Here is a 15,413-nt window from a genome sequence, read left to right as displayed (position 1 = left end):
CTCCGCAGGTGGCGAAGACCCCCAAGTCGAGCGTGAGCAAGCTCGTTCCCCGCGTCACCGACGTCGCGAAGGCCGCCACGAGCGTGCCGGGCGTCAGCCGGCGCCAGCAGTACTCCGCGGCGACCAAGCGCGCGCTCGTCGACGTCGCCCAGGAGCTGTTCACCGCGCAGGGCTATGCCGCGACGTCGCTCGACTCGATCGTCGCGGGGGCGCGGGTCACCAAGGGCGCGCTCTACCACCACTTCTCCGGCAAGCAGGCGCTCTTCGAGGCCGTCTTCGAGCGGGTCGAGGCCGAGACGTCGAAGGCCGCGCAGCGAGCCCTCAAGGGCCACCGCGACCCGTGGGACAAGGCGCGCGCCGGCCTCGAGGCGTTCATCGTCGTCGTGCAGGACCCCGGCTACCGGCGCATCGTCATCCAGGAGGGCCCGGCCGTGCTCGGCTACGAGCGCTTCCGCGAGCAGGAGGAGCGCTCGACCTTCGCGATCGTCCTCGACATCGTGCGCGCGGTGCTCTCCGCCGGCACGTGGGAGCTCGAGGAGGACATGCTCCAGACGTTCGCCCGCATCTTCTACGGCGCGCTCTCGGCGGCCGGCGACGCGGTGGCCTCCGCCGACGACCCGGACGCGGCGGCCGAGCGCGTGGAGCGGGCGCTGGCGTTCATCATCGCCGGCTTCCAGGCGCTGGTGGAGACCGGCGCCGGGCTGCCCGACGCCGCGCCGCGCGACTGAGCCGACTGAGCCGGTGAACTGGGAGGCCGGGCTCAGCGTCCGACCGTGACGCTGCCGTCCTTGGCCGGCACCAGCTCGATCCACGTGCGACCGGTCGGGACGGTGAGCGTCGTGCCGCCCGCGCTCAGCTCGAGCGGCGAGGTCAGGTCGGCCTTGCTCCAGGTGGCCCGGACGACGCGGCCGCGGCTGAACAGCATCGCCCGGCCCGTGCCGATCAGCCGCGTCTCGGGCACCGGGTTGCCGGCCGGGTCGCGGTAGCCGGCGTCGCCGACGCGCACGCGCAGCACGAGCACGTTCGTCGCCGCGAAGCGGTCCCCGTCGGCGGCGAAGGAGTTCGTGTTGCGGTAGGCGCCGTCCTCGTAGGTCCACTGCGAGGTGCGGCCCCCGCCGAAGCGGGCGGCGATCGTGGTCGCCCTCGGGCCGCTCGGCAGGTCGGACGCCGCCCCGAACGGCAGGTACGGGGCCGGCGGGTCGTGCGGCTTCACCAGGGTGACGACCTTCGTCAGGTCGGCGAACAGGTTGTAGGGCATGCGCCGCGAGGGGTCGCGGGAGAAGCCCTTCGCGCCCTCCTCGAAGAACGTGATGCCGGCGCCCTTGATCCGCCGGATCGTGCGCTGGGCCGCGCCGCTGGTGACGATGTCGGCGCCGACCGGCGAGACGATGCCGATGTCGCTGGCCCGCATCGAGCGCACCGGGCCGACCTTGGCGGGCAGCGAGGACTGGTAGAACGCGGCGAGGCGGGTCAGGCCACCTTCGACGAGCTCCTCGACGACCAGCTCGGCCTTGCCGAGGCCGATCTGCGGCGCGCTGGCGTAGGTGTTGTCGATCTTGACCGCGAGCACCGGACGCGCGGCCGCGGCGGCGTCGACCCGGCGGCCCGTGAGCGGCGAGACCGGCGGCGCGTCGGGGACGGCGGCGCCTGCCGCGGCGCCGGACGGCCCGCTTGCGGCGGGGACGCCGGCGGGCGCCGAGCCGCCGCAGCCGCCGAGGGCGAGCGGCAGCGAGAGGGCGACGAGCGCGCCGAGGGCGGGCAGGACTCGGCTCACGGTGGGGTGGCAGCGGCGCACGACGGACTCCCGGACGAGGCTGGACGGTGCGCCCAGCATGGACGAAGGGCGCGCCTCCGCTCGGGAGGCACGCCCTTCGTCGATCGGCCGCTGCGGCCGGCGGCTGAGCCGCCGGCCCGTGGAGCGGGGGCGGCCGGGGTCGATCGGGGGTCAGCCCAGGGTGGCGCCGCCGTCGACGTACAGCGTCTGACCGGTGATGTAGGAGGCCTCGTCGCTGGCCAGGAAGGTGACCGCGGCGGCGATGTCGTCGGGCTCGCCGACGCGGCGCACCGGGTTGTGCTCGGCGTTGAGGCGGCGGAACTCCTCGACGTCCATCTTCAGCCGGGCGGCCGTGGCGTCGGTCATCTCGGTGGCGATGAAGCCCGGCGCGACCGCGTTGACGTTGATGCCGAACGGGCCCAGCTCGATGCCCAGGGTGCGGGTGAAGCCCTGGATGCCCATCTTGGCGGCCGAGTAGTTGGCCTGGCCGCGGTTGCCGAGCGCGGAGGTCGAGGAGATGTTGACGACCTTGCCGTACTTCTGCGCGGTGAAGTGCTTCTGCGCGGCCTGGGTCATGAGGAAGGCGCCCTTGAGGTGGACGCCGATGACGAGGTCCCAGTCCTGCTCGGTCATCTTGAAGAGCAGGTTGTCGCGGGTGATGCCGGCGTTGTTGACGAGGATGTGCACCCCGCCGAGCTCCTCGACGACCCTGGCGATCGCGGCGTCGACCGAGCCGGCGTCGCTCACGTCGGCGCCGACGCCGATCGCGCGGCCCGGCAGGCGGGAGGCGGCCTCGGCGGCGGCGGTCTCGTCGAGGTCGATGATCGCGACGGCGGCGCCCTCCTCGCTGAAGCGAGTGGCAGTGCCGAAGCCGATGCCGCGCGCGGCTCCGGTGATGATGGCGACGCGTCCGTCGAAGCGGCCCATGGTGACTCCTGAGGCTTGGGGGAACGGATGGGTTCTGCAGGCGGGGCCGCCGCAGCGGCCGGCCTCACCCTAGGCCGTGGCGGGGCGGGTCAGGACCCCGGTCCGAGAGCCTCGCGCAGGCGGGCCGCGTAGGCCGCGCGCTCGCCGTCGGCGTAGCGGGTGCGCGGCCAGAAGAAGCCGCGCAGCCCGTCGCCCTTCGTCCGCGGCACGACGTGCAGGTGCAGGTGGGGCACCGACTGGCTGACGACGTTGTTGATCGCCACGAAGCTGCCCTGCGCCTCGAGGCCCTCGACCACCGCGGTGGCCAGCCGCTGGGCGGCGGCGAGGAAGGGGTCGCGCAGGTCGGCCGGCAGCTCGGGCAGCGTGACGACGTGCGCGCGCGGGACGAGCAGCACGTGGCCGCGGAACACCGGGCGCTGGTCGAGGAAGGCCAGCAGGTGCGGCTCGTCGAGCACGACGTCGGCCTCGAGCCCGCCGGCGACGATCCGGCAGAAGACGCAGTCCTCGTCCTCGCCGCTCACCGCACCACTCTCTCAGACGTCGAAGTGCTGGGTGTCGCCGTTGCCGTACGTCCACCGCAGGCCGTGCGCGGCCATGATCCGGACGACGACGTGGGAGCGGCTGCGCCAGGCGTAGCGGGCGTCGCTGCGCGCCAGCCACCAGGTGTTCGGCACGACGCCGCGCCGCGAGCGGTAGGGGTTCTCCCACGGGTTGACGTCCAGCGCCCGGCCGGAGGAGTGCGGCGAGCGCACGCCCGGGTTGCCGACGACGCCGCGGCAGTTGAAGGCCGAGGTGTTGTCGGCGGCCATCGAGCGGTGGTCGTTCGCGCCGCGCAGGCTCGCGGACCAGCCGAACCGGTCGACGCGGTAGAGGGAGCGGAGGGGCAGCCCGCGATCGTGCATGTCGGCGAGGGCGGCCGCCATGCGGCGGATCGCGCCGGTGGCGGCGACCAGCTCGCCGCGGTGGCGGTAGCCGTCGAACCCGACGTAGTTGATGCGCAGCAGGCGCAGCCCCGAGCGGCCCACCGGGCACCCGCGATGCCAGGAGCGGCCGACCATGTCGCGCCAGACCGCGTCGGGGATCGAGGTGATGACGGGGTGCGCCCCGGGCCGATCGGCGCGCGGCTGCACCGGCACGGAGACCGTCGGGCGGGGCGCGCCGGCCGGCGGGACGACCGGCGCGAACGGCGGGCGGTTGTCGACCAGCCGCTCCGCGCTGCGCCCGGCCAGCAGCCAGGAGCCGCGCGCGGCGGTGCGCAGCCGGTAGCGGGTGTCGACCCGCGGACGCAGGGTGAGCGAGCCGACGCCGTCCGCGCCGGTGCGGATCCAGCCGGCGGGCCGCCAGCCCTCCCCCGCGCGCCGCTGCTCCACGCGCATCGAGCCGTCGACGGGATCGCCGCCGGCGGTCCAGGTGCCGACCAGGCGCACCGTGCGCTCGTCCACGACCGAACGCGGCGCCTGCAGGAGCACCCGCGGGGTGCGCGGCCGGAACCGCAGCCGCGCGGTCGCCGTGACGGCGGGACGCTCCCCCGCCGCGGCCGCGGTGGCGCGCACGTCGTCGTAGAAGGGGGTGCGGTCCAGGAGCACCGGGGCGACGACGGCGCCCTCGGCGTCGGTGACGCCCTCGGCGACCTGACGCCAGCCCTCGGGCGTGCGCCGCTCCAGGACGATCGCCGCGCCGGGCACCGGCTGGCCGCCGTCGCTCAGGACGACCCGCACCGGGACCTCGCGGTCGGGCCAGCCGATCGGCGCGGAGATCGTCAGGCTCGGTGCCGCCTCGGCGCGGTGCGCGGTGCCGCGGTGCGAGCCCGAGCCCGTTCCGGAGCCCACTCCGGAGCCGGCGGCCAGGGCCGGCGTGGGGGCCAGCAGGCCCAGCAGGACGGCCAGCACGAGGGTGACGAGGACGTGCACGGCACGACGGGACGGCCGCGCTCCCGAGAGCAACATGCGAGGAGGGTGCTACCTCCTCGCCCCCGGCACAACCGACCACCCTCCGGGCGAGGCGGGCCCCGGACGACTCCGGACGCTCCGGTCCCTCCGGACGCGCCGCCGCCGGCTCGGCCGATGGACGACCCAGCAAAGTCGAGTGGATCACTCATAAAATGCCCGCCATGTCGATCCCCCTCCCCCTCGCGCGCGCCGCGGTCCGGCGTCGCGTCGCCGCGCTCACCACGGCCCTCGTCGCCCTCACCGCCACCGCCGCGGTCGCCGCCCCCGACGCCCCGTCGGCGCCGTCGGCCCCGTCGGCCCCGTCGGCCCCCAACCCCGCGGTACCCGGCGTCGTCACGCCGGTGCCGTCGCTGCCCACGACGTCGGAGCAGATGGTCGGCGAGCCCGCCACGGCGCGGCCGCTGCGCGTGCCGCCCGTGCCGCAGAACCCGTTCCTGGCCCCCAACGGCCGCTCGGGCATCCACAACGACGGCTGGCAGAGCGACACCTACCGGCAGGCCGGCCCCCTCGGCCGCGACCCGCAGACGCTCTCGGCCTCGCTCGGCGGCATCTGCGGCTCGGTGACGTTCAACCGCGCCGGCCGGATCGTCACCACGTGCATCGGCGTGACCCGCGCGCTGTACCTGCTCGACGCCGAGACCCTCGCGGTGATCGACTCCTACGCGCTGCCGCGGCCGGCGCCCGGCTCGGGCGTCGGCGGCAACCCGTTCCAGAACTTCAGCGGCGGCGCGTACTTCTACCTCGACCACCGCGACCGCGCCGTGATCGGCACGGTCGACGGCCGCATCCTCACCATCGCCACCGACGGCGACCGGCTGCGGGTGGTGCGCCAGCGCGACCTCACCGGCGCGCTCGCCGACGGCCAGACCGTCAACTCCGCCCTGCCGGGCAGCGACGGCGTGCTGTGGTTCGTCACCAAGACCGACGGCGTCGTCGGCACCATCGACCCGCGCAGCGGCCGCATCCGCACCGTCCGGCTCGGCCGCGGCAGCGACGGCCAGATCGAGAACTCGCTGGCCGTCGGCTCCCACGGGGAGGCCTACATCGCCACGAACCGCCGGCTCTACCGCTTCGACCACCGCGCCGGCCGTCCGGTCGTCACCTGGTCGGTGCGCTACCGCTCGATCGGCTCGACGAAGCCCGGCCAGGTCGACGACGGCACCGGCACCACCCCCACCGTCCTGTCCGGCGGCTACGTGGCGATCACCGACAACGCCGACCCGATGAACGTCGTGGTCTACCGCACGGCGAAGCGACCGCGCGGACCGCGGACGGTCTGCGAGGTGCCGGTCTTCGGCCGCGGCGCCAGCGCCACCGAGAACAGCCTGATCGGCGCGGGCCGCACGCTGATCGTCGAGAACAACCACGGCTACACCGGTCCGGACGCCGTCTCGGCCGGCCGCACCACCACCCCGGGCTTCGCGCGGGTCGACATCGCCCGCGACGGCAGCGGCTGCCGCAAGGTCTGGACGAGCACGACCACCCCGTCGCCGAGCGTCGTGGCGAAGCTGTCGCTCGCCACCGGCCTCGTCTACGCCTACACCAAGCCCGCCGGCGACCCGTCCGACGCCTGGTACTGGACCGCCCTCGACGTGCGCACCGGACGCGAGGTGTGGCGCATCCGCTCGGGTGCGGGCCCGCTGTTCAACAACAACTACGCCGGACTCGCGCTCGGGCCCGACGGCACGGCCTACCTCGGCGTCCTCGCCGGCCTCACCGCCCTGCGGGACGGCCCGGCCGCCTGATCCGGCGCAGCACGGCACAGCGCGGCACAGCACGGCACCGACCGACGTCCGTCGGCGGGATCGCGGATTTTCCCGATCCCGCCGACGGATTCGCTTTCTCACCCCTTCGGTCCGACTTCGAAGTGGTTCGGGTTTCAACGGCCTGCAGCGAGGAATGGTCCAGATCGACGCCCCCACGGCGCCGCCCCCGCTCGACCGGGTCCGTGATCCCCACCGGGTCCGCGACGGCGGAACTCCCCGCCACACCTGCCAGCCGTCCCTGCCGAGCTCGGGTAGGCAGCCCGTCATCCCCGTCGCAAGCCGAAAGGTCCGATCCTGTGCGTGCTCCTCTCCGTGTCGCCGTCGTCGACGACCACCCGCTCACCGAGCCTGGTCTGCGCACCATGCTCAGCGCCCACCCCGCCCGCATCCGCCTGATCCAGGTGACCGGCCAGGTGCAGCCCTCCGAGGTCGACCTCGTGCTGTTCGAGCCGGTGCGGCTGACGGTGCAGAGCCGCGCGCTGCTGCGTCGGCTCACCTCCGCCGGGGCCGCGGCCGTCGCCTACACCTGGCGCGAGTCCACGTCCACCGGTCACGCGATCATCTCCAAGGCGCTCAACGGCGCGGCGCTGGCCGACGCCATCGAGGAGACCCACCGCCGCCTCGGCTCGGCCCTGCCCTCGGCCGCCTCGCTCGCCGACCGCCGCGCCACGGGAGACCTCTCGCCCCGCGAGTCGGAGATCCTCCGGCTGATCGCCGAGGGCCGCTCCAACGACGAGATCGCCGCCGAGCTCGGGCTGTCGATCAACTCGGTCAAGACCTACATCCGCCAGGCGTACCGCAAGATCGACGTCGTGCGTCGCTCGCAGGCGGTGGCCTGGTACGTGCAGCACCACGAGGCCGAGCAGCCGATGGAGGCCGTCGGCATCTGACGCCTCCGCGTCACCCACGCCCGCCGGGCGCCCAGGCAGCAGCCGACAGGGCCCGCCGATCGTCGATCGGCGGGCCCTGTCGCGTGAGCCGGGCCCCTCAGCGCGCGGCGAACGCGTAGCCGGCGCCCTCGACGGTGCGGATCCACTCGTGGCCGCTGGGGTCGGCCTTGCGCAGCTTGCGCCGCGCCGAGGCGACGGTGAGGTCGACGAGGTAGTCGGACTCGATGAACCCGCCCTGCCACACCTGCGCCACCAGCTCGGCGCGGTCCCAGACCCGCTCGGGCTCGGCGGCGAGCGCGCAGAGCAGGTCGACCTCGACCGGCGTCATCGGCAGCGGGACGCCGTCGAGCACCGCGACGTGCGCGACCGGCACGAGCACCAGCCCGCCCCCGGCGTCGACCGTCAGCCGCTCCGGACGCTCGACCGCCCGGGGCCGGCGCAGCAGGGCCGCGACCCGGGCCCGCACCTCGCGCGCCGAGAACGGCTTGGCGAGGTAGTCGTCGGCGCCGATCTCGAGGCCGACGAGCCGGTCGGCCTCCTCGCTGCGGCCGGTGATCATCATGACGTAGGCCGAGGAGAAGGCGCGCAGTCGACGGCAGACCTCGGTGCCGTCGAGGTCGGGCAGGGTGAGGTCGAGCGTGACGACGTCGGGACGCTGCTCGTGGATCAGCGCGAGCGCGGACTCGCCGGTGTCGGCGGTGAGCACCTCGTAGCCCTCGGACTCCAGGGCGAAGGCCAGCAGGTCGCTGATGTCGGGATCGTCCTCGACCACCACGATGCGCCGCACGCCGACTCCCGTCCTCCTCGCCCGGGAGAACGCGCCGGGGATCGCGACGCAGAGGCTACCGGTCGCTCGATGAGGCGCTCCCCCTCCGATCGGCCAGAGCCGCACCCCCCGGACGCGCCGTCGCGTCCCGTCGGCCCCTCCCCCGGCGATGCCCACGTGACGCCCACGGATCGTCCACAGGACGGTCGAACCGGCGGGACCAGGCACCGCCTGCTCGATCGCCCGATTAGGGTCGTCCCGTGGTCACGGGGACGCCGCCAGCACGCGAGGAGCGCCGTCAGCGAGCCGTCGAGGGCCTGCTGCTGACGTCGGAGCGCGACGAGGGCCTCGCCCGCGTCACCCGGGTGGCGCGGCTCCTCTTCGACGTGCGCTTCTCGACCGTCACGGTGCTCGACGGCGACCGGGCGGTCTTCCCCGCCGCCGCGGGCATCACCGCCGAGCCGATGCCGCGGCGTCAGACCTTCTGCCACACCACGGGCGAGCTCGACGAGACCCTGTACGTCGCCGACGCCCGCCGCGATCCGCGGTTCGCCGACCTCGACCTGGTCGCCAGCGGCCAGGTGGTGTTCTACGCGGGCGTCCCCCTGCACGACGGCCACGGCAACGTCGTCGGCACGCTGTGCCTCTTCGACGACCGCGAGCGCGAGCTCGACCACGAGCAGCGCCGGGCGCTCGCCGACCTCGCCCACTGGGCCCAGAGCGAGCTGACGGCGTCCACCGAGATGGCCGCCGCGGAGCGCGTGCAGGCCTCGATGCTGCCCTCCGCCCCGCTCTCGCCCGAGGGCTGGCAGATCTCCGGGGTCTGCCTGCCGGCGCTCGCCGTCGGCGGCGACTTCTTCGACCACGGCGTCACCGACGGCGTCGCCGACCTGGTGCTCGGCGACGTCATGGGCAAGGGCACGGGGGCCGCGCTGGTCGGCGCCGGGGTGCGGGCCGCGATGCGCGGCACCCGCGCCGCGGTGGCCGCGGGGGTCGACCTCGGCGTCACCAGCACGCAGGTCGCGCGCGCCCTGCTGCCCGACCTGGAGAGCACCGGCGCCTTCGTCACCCTCCTGCACCTGGCGATCGACCTCGACGACGGGTGGACGCGCTTCGTCGACGCCGGCCTGGGCCTGGCGCTGGTCGCGCGCGCGGACGGCGGCGTCGAGACCCTGGGCAGCGAGGACCTCCCCTTCGGCATCGTCGTGGAGGCGCACTGGACCGAGCAGCGCCTCTCGCTGGCGCCCGGCGACCGCCTGGTCGTCTTCAGCGACGGCCTGCTCGACCTGCTCGAGGACGACCACGAGTGGGCCGGGGAGATCGCGGCGCTCGTCCGGGAGGCGGCGTCGGTCGACGACCTCCTCCAGCGGGTCGTGACGCTGACCCAGGAGGGCGCCCCGAACGACGACGTCACCGTGCTCGCGGCCTTCCGGGAGCCCGCATGAGCCGAGCCACCGCGCTCCCGCTGACCCGCCGGCTCGTGGCCGTGCGGGTCATCGTGGTGCTCACCGCGGTGCTCGGCCTGAACTACATCGTCTGGCGCTGGCTGTTCTCGGTGCACTGGTCGGTCTGGTGGATCGCCGTCCCGCTGGTGATCGCCGAGACCTACAGCCTGATCGACTCCCTGCTCTTCGGGCTGACGATGTGGCGGCTGCGCGAGCGCGGCGAGCCGCCGCCAGCACCCGAGGGGCTCACCGTCGACGTGTTCATCACGACCTACAACGAGCCGATCGAGCTGGTCATGGACACCGCGCGGGCCGCGAAGGCGATCCGCTACCCGCACCGCACCTGGATCCTCGACGACGGCAACCGGCCCGCGATGCACGAGGCCGCGGAGGCCGAGGGCATCGGCGTCATCACCCGCTCGGCCGACTGGGTCGGCATGCCGCGGCACGCCAAGGCCGGCAACCTGAACAACGCCCTGCTGGCCACGGACGGCGAGTTCCTGCTCATCCTCGACGCCGACCAGGTGCCCGTCCCCGAGATCCTCGACCGCACGCTCGGCTACTTCACCGACGAGCGGATGGGGCTGGTGCAGACCCCGCAGTACTTCGTCAACGTGCCGGAGTCCGACCCGCTGGGCAGCCAGGCACCGCTGTTCTACGGCCCGATCCAGCAGGGCAAGGACGGCTGGAACGCCGCGTTCTTCTGCGGCTCCAACGCGATCATCCGCCGCGAGGCGCTCATGCAGCTGGGCCTCGCGCGCTACGCCCACGACGTCGAGCTCGGCGTCGTGAAGGCGCTGCGCACCGCCCGCACCGTGCTGCAGGAGGCGCGGGAGAGCCTCGAGCCGGGCCAGGAGCGGATCGCCGAGGCCCTCGACGCGATCGACCACGACGTCAAGCGGGCCCGCCGCGAGCTCGCCCGCGGCGTCGCGCTCTTCGACGTCACCTACCGCTTCCAGCGCCGCATCGACTCGGTGCACCGCGAGCTGGTCGAGGCCGACCTGACGGCCGTGGCCGCCGACCTCGCGATCATCGCCGAGCTCGAGGCGCTGGCCGAGGACCCCGTCGACACCCTCGCCGACATCTCCAGCGCGGCGCTCGACCGGCTGGCCCACCGGCAGTGGTCGCCGCTGGGCGCCGTCGACGCCGTCCGGGCGCTGGTCGAGGCGGTCGACGTCGGCCGCGCTGGCGAGGCGCAGCCGATCATGCCGCTGGCGACGATCTCGGTCACCGAGGACATGGCCACCTGCATGCGCATGCACGGGCTCGGCTGGCGCTCGGCGTACCACGACGAGGTGCTCGCGCACGGCCTGGCGCCCGAGGACCTCGAGACCATGCTGACCCAGCGGCTGCGCTGGGCCCAGGGCACCGTCCAGGTGCTGTTCCGGGAGAACCCGCTGACCCAGCGGGGGCTCTCGATCACCCAGCGGCTCATGTACTTCGCGACGATGTGGAGCTACCTGTCGGGGTTCGCCGCGCTGGTCTACCTGGCCGCGCCCATCACCTACCTCTCGATCGGCGTGCAGCCGGTGCAGGCCTACAGCGTCGACTTCTTCGCCCGCCTGGTGCCGTTCCTGATCGTCAACCAGCTGCTGTTCCTCGTCGTCGCGAACGGCCGTCCCACGTGGCGCGGCCAGCAGTACTCGCTCGCGCTCTTCCCGACCTGGATCAAGAGCTTCACCTCGGCGTTCGGCAACGTCTTCCTCGGCCGCGACCTCGACTTCGCGGTGACGCCGAAGACCAAGCGCGAGCCGACCGGCCCGCGCTGGGACCGCGTCCGACCGCAGCTGATCGCGATGGGGCTGCTGGCCCTGGCGCTGGTGATCGGCGTCGTGCGCATCGCCGTCGGCCAGGCGCCGCTGTTCGGCGCCTCCTTCAACATGCTCTGGGTCCTCTTCGACCTGCTGATCTTCTCCGTCATCCTGCGCGCCGCGCGCTACCGCGGCTTCGAGCCGGAGCCGCCCCCGGCCCGCCCGCCGGCCCACCTCGCGGCCCCCGCCCCGACCCACCGAGGAGCACCATGATCGAGATCGACGTCACCACCGACTCCCAGGGGATCGGCGTCGTCGTGCCGAAGGGCCGGCTGACGATGGTCTCCGCGCCGCAGGTGCGCTCGACCCTCGAGCAGCTCGTCGACGCCGGCACCGCCCGGATCGTCGTCGACCTGGCCGAGACGACCTTCCTCGACTCCTCCGGCCTCGGCGCGCTGATCTCCGCGCTCAAGACCGCCCGCAAGGCCGGCGGCGACCTCCGCATCGCCCGCCCCACCGAGGCGGTGCTGACGGTGCTGCGGCTCACCAACCTCGACAAGGTGCTGCGCCCGCGCGACACCGTCGAGGGGGCGTTCTATGTCTGAGCCGGCTGAGCAGGCTGAGCGGCCCGAGCAGCCCGGGCCCGCCCTCGCGCTCACCGCGCCCGCCGAGCCGGACGTCGTCGAGCAGGTGCAGGAGCGGCTGGCCGACCTGTGGGAGTCCGAGGGCGTCGACCCCGGCACCGCGATGCGCTTCGAGATGGGGCTGGTGGAGATCCTCGGCAACATCGTCGAGCACGCCTACGCCCCCGACGCCCCGGGGCGGATGCTCACCGTCGAGGTCGAGGTGCGCGACGGCGTCGTCCGCGGCACCCTCGGCGACAACGGCCAGCCGATCGCCATCGACCTCAGCTCGGTGACGATGCCCGACGAGGACGCCGAGTCGGGCCGCGGGCTCGCGCTCGCGCTGGCCGCGCTCGACGAGCTCGCCTACGAGCGCGACGGGGGACGCAACCGCTGGCACCTGCGGTGCGGCACGTGAGCCGGGCGCGAGCCGTCGTCGGGCTCGCCCTCGCGCTGCTGCTGCTCCTGCTGCTGACGCCCGGCCCGGCGAACGCCGTCGACGACCCCTCCCCCGACCCCGTCCCGCCGCTGCCGGCGGCCGGCAGCCCGTGGTTCGGCCCGGCGCTGGACTGGACGAAGGACTCCGCGCAGGCCTACGCCGACCGGCTCGGCACCACGCCGTCGCTGTACGCCCAGCGCGTGCACTACCCCCTGACCCCGCAGGACGAGACCTACCTGCGCCAGTTCGTCGAGCAGGCCGCCTCCCAGGGAGCGGTGCCGGTCGTCGACCTCGAGCCGCAGATCGGGCTGGCCGACCTCACCGAGGCGGACGCGCAGCGGCTCGCGGACGTCGTCGCGCAGCTGCACGTCGACTACGACTCCTACGTGCTGCTGCGGTTCGCGCCGGAGATGAACGGCTCGTGGGTCATCTGGGGCCAGCAGCCGCAGGCCTACCGGGCCGCCTTCCGCCGGGTCGCCGACGCGGTGCACGCCACGACCGACCAGGCCGCGATGGTCTGGTCGCCGGCGTACGGCGCCGGCTACCCCTTCGGCCGGTCCTACGGCGAGGTGCCGCCGGCCGGACGACGCGACCCCGCGTCACTCGACACGAACCGCGACGGCCGCGTCACCGACGCCGACGACCCGTACGCGCCGTACTGGCCCGGCTCGTCGGCGGTCGACTGGGTGGGGCTGAGCCTCTTCCGGTTCGGCGCCGCGCAGCCGTTCGGCCAGAACACGCTTCCCGCGCCCGACGAGTTCCGGCAGCGCCTGGCCGAGCAGTGGGAGTACGGCTCCCGCACCCCCCGCACCTCGTTCTACGAGCGGTTCGCCACCAGCGGGCGGCGTCCGATGCTGGTGAGCACCTCCGCGCTGGTGAACCTCGACGCCGACCCCGGCCCGGGGCAGACCGCGATCATGCAGACCTGGTGGCGCGAGGTCTTCGCCGCGAACGCCGACCACCCGCTGATCCGCGGCATCACCTGGCTCGAGCTGAGCCGGCCCGAGGACGAGATCGGCGGGGACGCCGCCCAGTGGGGCGCGACGCGTCCGCAGTCGCTGGCCGACCGGCTGCGCGCCGACCTGGAGTCCTCCGGCCTGACCCTCGGCCCCGTGACGCGCGTGCTCGACCAGCAGACCCGGGCCGCCGCGACCGCCCAGGGCCGCCAGCCCGACGACGTCAGCGCCGAGATGGGCTGGCTGGTGCTGTGCGTGGTGCTGCTGGCCGTCGCCTACCTGGTGGCGGGGCTGGTGGGACGCCTCGTCCCGTCGTGGCGCTACGTCGAGGACGGCACGGGCCGCGACCACCGGCTCGACCTCTTCCGCGGGTGGATCATCATCACGGTGGTCGCCACCCACGTCGAGGTCGCGGGCGTGTGGAGCTACGTCTCGCTCAACGCGATCGGCGCGATCACCGGCGCGGAGATGTTCGTGCTGCTCTCCGGCATCGTGCTGGGCATGGTCTACCGGCCGGCGCTCAAGCGAGCCGGCGAGTGGGCCACGGCCGTCGTCATGTGGCGTCGCGCGCGCAAGCAGTACGTCACAGCGCTGGTCGTCGTGCTGCTGGTGCCGCTGCTCGGGCTGATCCCGAAGGTCCGCAGCGAGGTCGTCAGCACCTTCACCGACCGCGGCACCGGCGAGGGCGGCGGCGCGGCCCAGGGGCAGGTGTACGACCTGTACCCGAACGTCGCGCGGCTGCTCGACTACCCGCCGCCGTGGTACGCCGTGAAGCAGCTGCTGCTGCTCGAGATGGGGCCGTGGGTCTTCAACATCATGGGCCTGTTCGTGGTGCTCAGCCTCGTGCTGCCGGCCTGCATGTGGCTGGTGCGACGGCGGCTGTGGTGGCTGCTGCTGACGATCTCCTGGGCGCTCTACGTCGTCTCGGCGGTCACCGGCTACCACCCGCTGCCCTCGCAGTTCGAGTTCGTCTTCCCCCTGCTCACCTGGCAGCTGCCCTTCACCCACGGGCTGGTGATCGGCTGGCACCGGCGGCAGGTCGTCGCCGCGCTCACCTCGCGCCGCGGCCAGGTGGTCGTCGGAGTGCTGGTCGTGGCCTACGCGGCGTTCCTCGGCTACCTGTGGATCTGCCACCACCGCGGCGTCGCGCCGATGGTGCTCGACCCGGGCACCTACGCCTACCTCTACCAGCACGCCTACACGCGGGTGTTCCTTCAGCCGGGCCGCCTGGTCGACCTCGCGCTGATGCTCGTCGTCGCGTACGCGGTGCTGACGACGTGCTGGAGGCCGATCGACCGGCTCGTCGGGTGGTTCTGGACGCCGATGGGCGAGAACAGCCTGTACGTCTTCATCGTCCACGTGTTCTTCGTGATCGCGGTGGGCTCGCTGACGTTCCTCGACGGTCGCTCGTTCTGGGTCGGCACGGCGATCCACACCGTCGTGGTGCTGGCGATCTGGGCGATGGTGAAGCGGAGGGTGCTCTTCCGGGTCATCCCCCGGTAGGCGCCGACCCCTCGCGCGCGGCCAGCCACTCCTCGCGCAGCAGGCTGTAGAGCCACCCGTCGTGCCAGGCGCCACGACGCCACTGCGCGCCCCGGACGACGCCCTCGCGCCGGAAGCCGATGCGCTCCAGCGCCCGCTGCTCGACCAGGTTGTCGACGTCGGTGTGCGCCTCGACGCGGTGCAGCCGCAGCCGCTCGAAGAACAGGTCGACGAGCGCCGCCTGCGCGGCCGTGCCGACGCCCCGGCCCCGCGCCTCGCGGCGCAGCCACACGCCGATCATCGGGCTGGCCGACTCGGGGTTCGGGCCCCAGCGCTGCCAGACCCAGCTGACCATGCCGAGCACCGCGTGCGACGCCGGGTCGACCACCGCCAGCCCGCCCGGCCCGGAGCGCAGGTCGGGCGAGGGCGGCTCGGTGCGCACCGGACGCGGCCCGAAGTCGTCGAACTCGGAGTCGCCGCCGTGCAGGAGGCCGAGATCGACCCCCACGATCGGGCGCAGCCGGACGTCGACGAGCGGGGAGGGCACGGCGTCACGGTAGCCCGTCACCGGCGGCCCGACGCCCCGATGCAGACACGACGAGGGCCGCCCCACGGGAGCGGCCCTCGTCGTCACAGGGGCTGTTC

Annotated in this window: 14 protein-coding genes; 8 read left to right on the top strand and 6 right to left on the bottom strand. The window is 74.0% G+C overall.

Features of this window, described 5'->3' with window-relative positions:
* Positions 1-8 precede the first annotated feature (8 nt).
* Positions 9-728 carry a TetR/AcrR family transcriptional regulator gene (locus K8Z61_RS00300; RefSeq protein WP_224126079.1) on the top strand — a complete coding sequence of 240 codons (720 nt, stop codon included), beginning with the start codon at positions 9-11 and terminating at the stop codon, positions 726-728.
* Between the two features lie 32 nt (positions 729-760).
* Here K8Z61_RS00300 and K8Z61_RS00295 read toward each other — a convergent pair whose 3' ends face one another.
* From K8Z61_RS00295 to K8Z61_RS00280, 4 genes are all read right to left on the bottom strand, one after another.
* Positions 761-1,834: a DUF3048 domain-containing protein gene (locus tag K8Z61_RS00295; protein WP_224126078.1), complete on the bottom strand. Its 1,074-nt coding sequence runs from the start codon at positions 1,832-1,834 to the stop codon at positions 761-763.
* A 111-nt stretch (positions 1,835-1,945) separates the two neighbouring features.
* Positions 1,946-2,701: an SDR family NAD(P)-dependent oxidoreductase gene (locus tag K8Z61_RS00290; RefSeq protein ID WP_224126077.1), complete on the bottom strand. Its 756-nt coding sequence runs from the start codon at positions 2,699-2,701 to the stop codon at positions 1,946-1,948.
* A gap of 89 nt (positions 2,702-2,790) precedes the next feature.
* The gene (locus K8Z61_RS00285; protein ID WP_224126076.1) at positions 2,791-3,222 is read right to left on the bottom strand and encodes an HIT family protein; all 432 of its coding nucleotides are present in this window, start codon (positions 3,220-3,222) and stop codon (positions 2,791-2,793) included.
* Positions 3,223-3,234: 12 nt separating this feature from the next.
* Entirely contained in the window at positions 3,235-4,647 is a 1,413-nt protein-coding gene (locus tag K8Z61_RS00280) for a M15 family metallopeptidase (RefSeq protein ID WP_224126075.1), read from the bottom strand.
* A 164-nt stretch (positions 4,648-4,811) separates the two neighbouring features.
* Here K8Z61_RS00280 and K8Z61_RS00275 point away from each other — a divergent pair, with 164 nt between their 5' ends.
* Positions 4,812-6,395, top strand: coding sequence for a hypothetical protein (locus K8Z61_RS00275; RefSeq protein WP_224126074.1), 1,584 nt, complete (start codon positions 4,812-4,814; stop codon positions 6,393-6,395).
* 317 nt (positions 6,396-6,712) lie between these two features.
* The gene (locus K8Z61_RS00270; RefSeq protein ID WP_224126073.1) at positions 6,713-7,306 is read left to right on the top strand and encodes a response regulator transcription factor; all 594 of its coding nucleotides are present in this window, start codon (positions 6,713-6,715) and stop codon (positions 7,304-7,306) included.
* Positions 7,307-7,403: 97 nt separating this feature from the next.
* Here K8Z61_RS00270 and K8Z61_RS00265 read toward each other — a convergent pair whose 3' ends face one another.
* Positions 7,404-8,093 (bottom strand): response regulator transcription factor, encoded by a 690-nt coding sequence (locus K8Z61_RS00265; RefSeq protein ID WP_224126072.1) that lies wholly within the window; start codon positions 8,091-8,093, stop codon positions 7,404-7,406.
* A gap of 239 nt (positions 8,094-8,332) precedes the next feature.
* On the opposite strand from K8Z61_RS00265, the gene K8Z61_RS00260 reads away from it, so the two are divergent.
* The 5 genes from K8Z61_RS00260 to opgC are packed head-to-tail and all read left to right on the top strand — an operon-like array spanning position 8,333 to position 14,789.
* Positions 8,333-9,517: a PP2C family protein-serine/threonine phosphatase gene (locus K8Z61_RS00260; protein ID WP_224126071.1), complete on the top strand. Its 1,185-nt coding sequence runs from the start codon at positions 8,333-8,335 to the stop codon at positions 9,515-9,517.
* Positions 9,514-11,541, top strand: coding sequence for a glycosyltransferase family 2 protein (locus tag K8Z61_RS00255; protein WP_224126070.1), 2,028 nt, complete (start codon positions 9,514-9,516; stop codon positions 11,539-11,541). The genes K8Z61_RS00260 and K8Z61_RS00255 overlap by 4 nt, the downstream gene beginning before the upstream one ends.
* On the top strand, positions 11,538-11,873 hold the full coding sequence (locus tag K8Z61_RS00250) for an STAS domain-containing protein (RefSeq protein WP_224126069.1): 336 nt from the start codon (positions 11,538-11,540) through the stop codon (positions 11,871-11,873). The genes K8Z61_RS00255 and K8Z61_RS00250 overlap by 4 nt, the downstream gene beginning before the upstream one ends.
* Entirely contained in the window at positions 11,866-12,309 is a 444-nt protein-coding gene (locus tag K8Z61_RS00245; protein ID WP_224126068.1) for an ATP-binding protein, read from the top strand. Before K8Z61_RS00250 ends, K8Z61_RS00245 begins: the two co-directional genes overlap by 8 nt.
* Complete coding sequence (opgC, locus tag K8Z61_RS19175; protein WP_224126067.1) at positions 12,306-14,789, top strand: OpgC domain-containing protein; 2,484 nt, start codon at positions 12,306-12,308, stop codon at positions 14,787-14,789. Before K8Z61_RS00245 ends, opgC begins: the two co-directional genes overlap by 4 nt.
* Here the strand turns inward: opgC and K8Z61_RS00235 are convergent.
* Positions 14,776-15,315 (bottom strand): GNAT family N-acetyltransferase, encoded by a 540-nt coding sequence (locus K8Z61_RS00235; RefSeq protein WP_224126066.1) that lies wholly within the window; start codon positions 15,313-15,315, stop codon positions 14,776-14,778. The two genes, opgC and K8Z61_RS00235, sit on opposite strands and share 14 nt — an antisense overlap.
* Positions 15,316-15,413: the final 98 nt, after the last annotated feature.

It is taken from the genome of Nocardioides sp. TRM66260-LWL, from assembly GCF_020075545.1.
GTDB lineage: Bacteria > Actinomycetota > Actinomycetes > Propionibacteriales > Nocardioidaceae > Nocardioides.
The sequence above is the reverse complement of the archived record's forward strand: the minus strand, read 5'-3'. Positions and strand labels throughout refer to the sequence as shown.

Coding starts and splice junctions, on each gene's coding strand:
- K8Z61_RS00250 (WP_224126069.1), top strand. CDS start 11,538: ATGATCGAGATCGACGTCACCACCGACTCCCAGGGGATCGGCGTCGTC.
- K8Z61_RS00290 (WP_224126077.1), bottom strand. CDS start 2,701: ATGGGCCGCTTCGACGGACGCGTCGCCATCATCACCGGAGCCGCGCGC.
- K8Z61_RS00295 (WP_224126078.1), bottom strand. CDS start 1,834: ATGCTGGGCGCACCGTCCAGCCTCGTCCGGGAGTCCGTCGTGCGCCGC.
- K8Z61_RS00280 (WP_224126075.1), bottom strand. CDS start 4,647: ATGTTGCTCTCGGGAGCGCGGCCGTCCCGTCGTGCCGTGCACGTCCTC.
- K8Z61_RS00275 (WP_224126074.1), top strand. CDS start 4,812: ATGTCGATCCCCCTCCCCCTCGCGCGCGCCGCGGTCCGGCGTCGCGTC.
- K8Z61_RS00245 (WP_224126068.1), top strand. CDS start 11,866: ATGTCTGAGCCGGCTGAGCAGGCTGAGCGGCCCGAGCAGCCCGGGCCC.
- K8Z61_RS00255 (WP_224126070.1), top strand. CDS start 9,514: ATGAGCCGAGCCACCGCGCTCCCGCTGACCCGCCGGCTCGTGGCCGTG.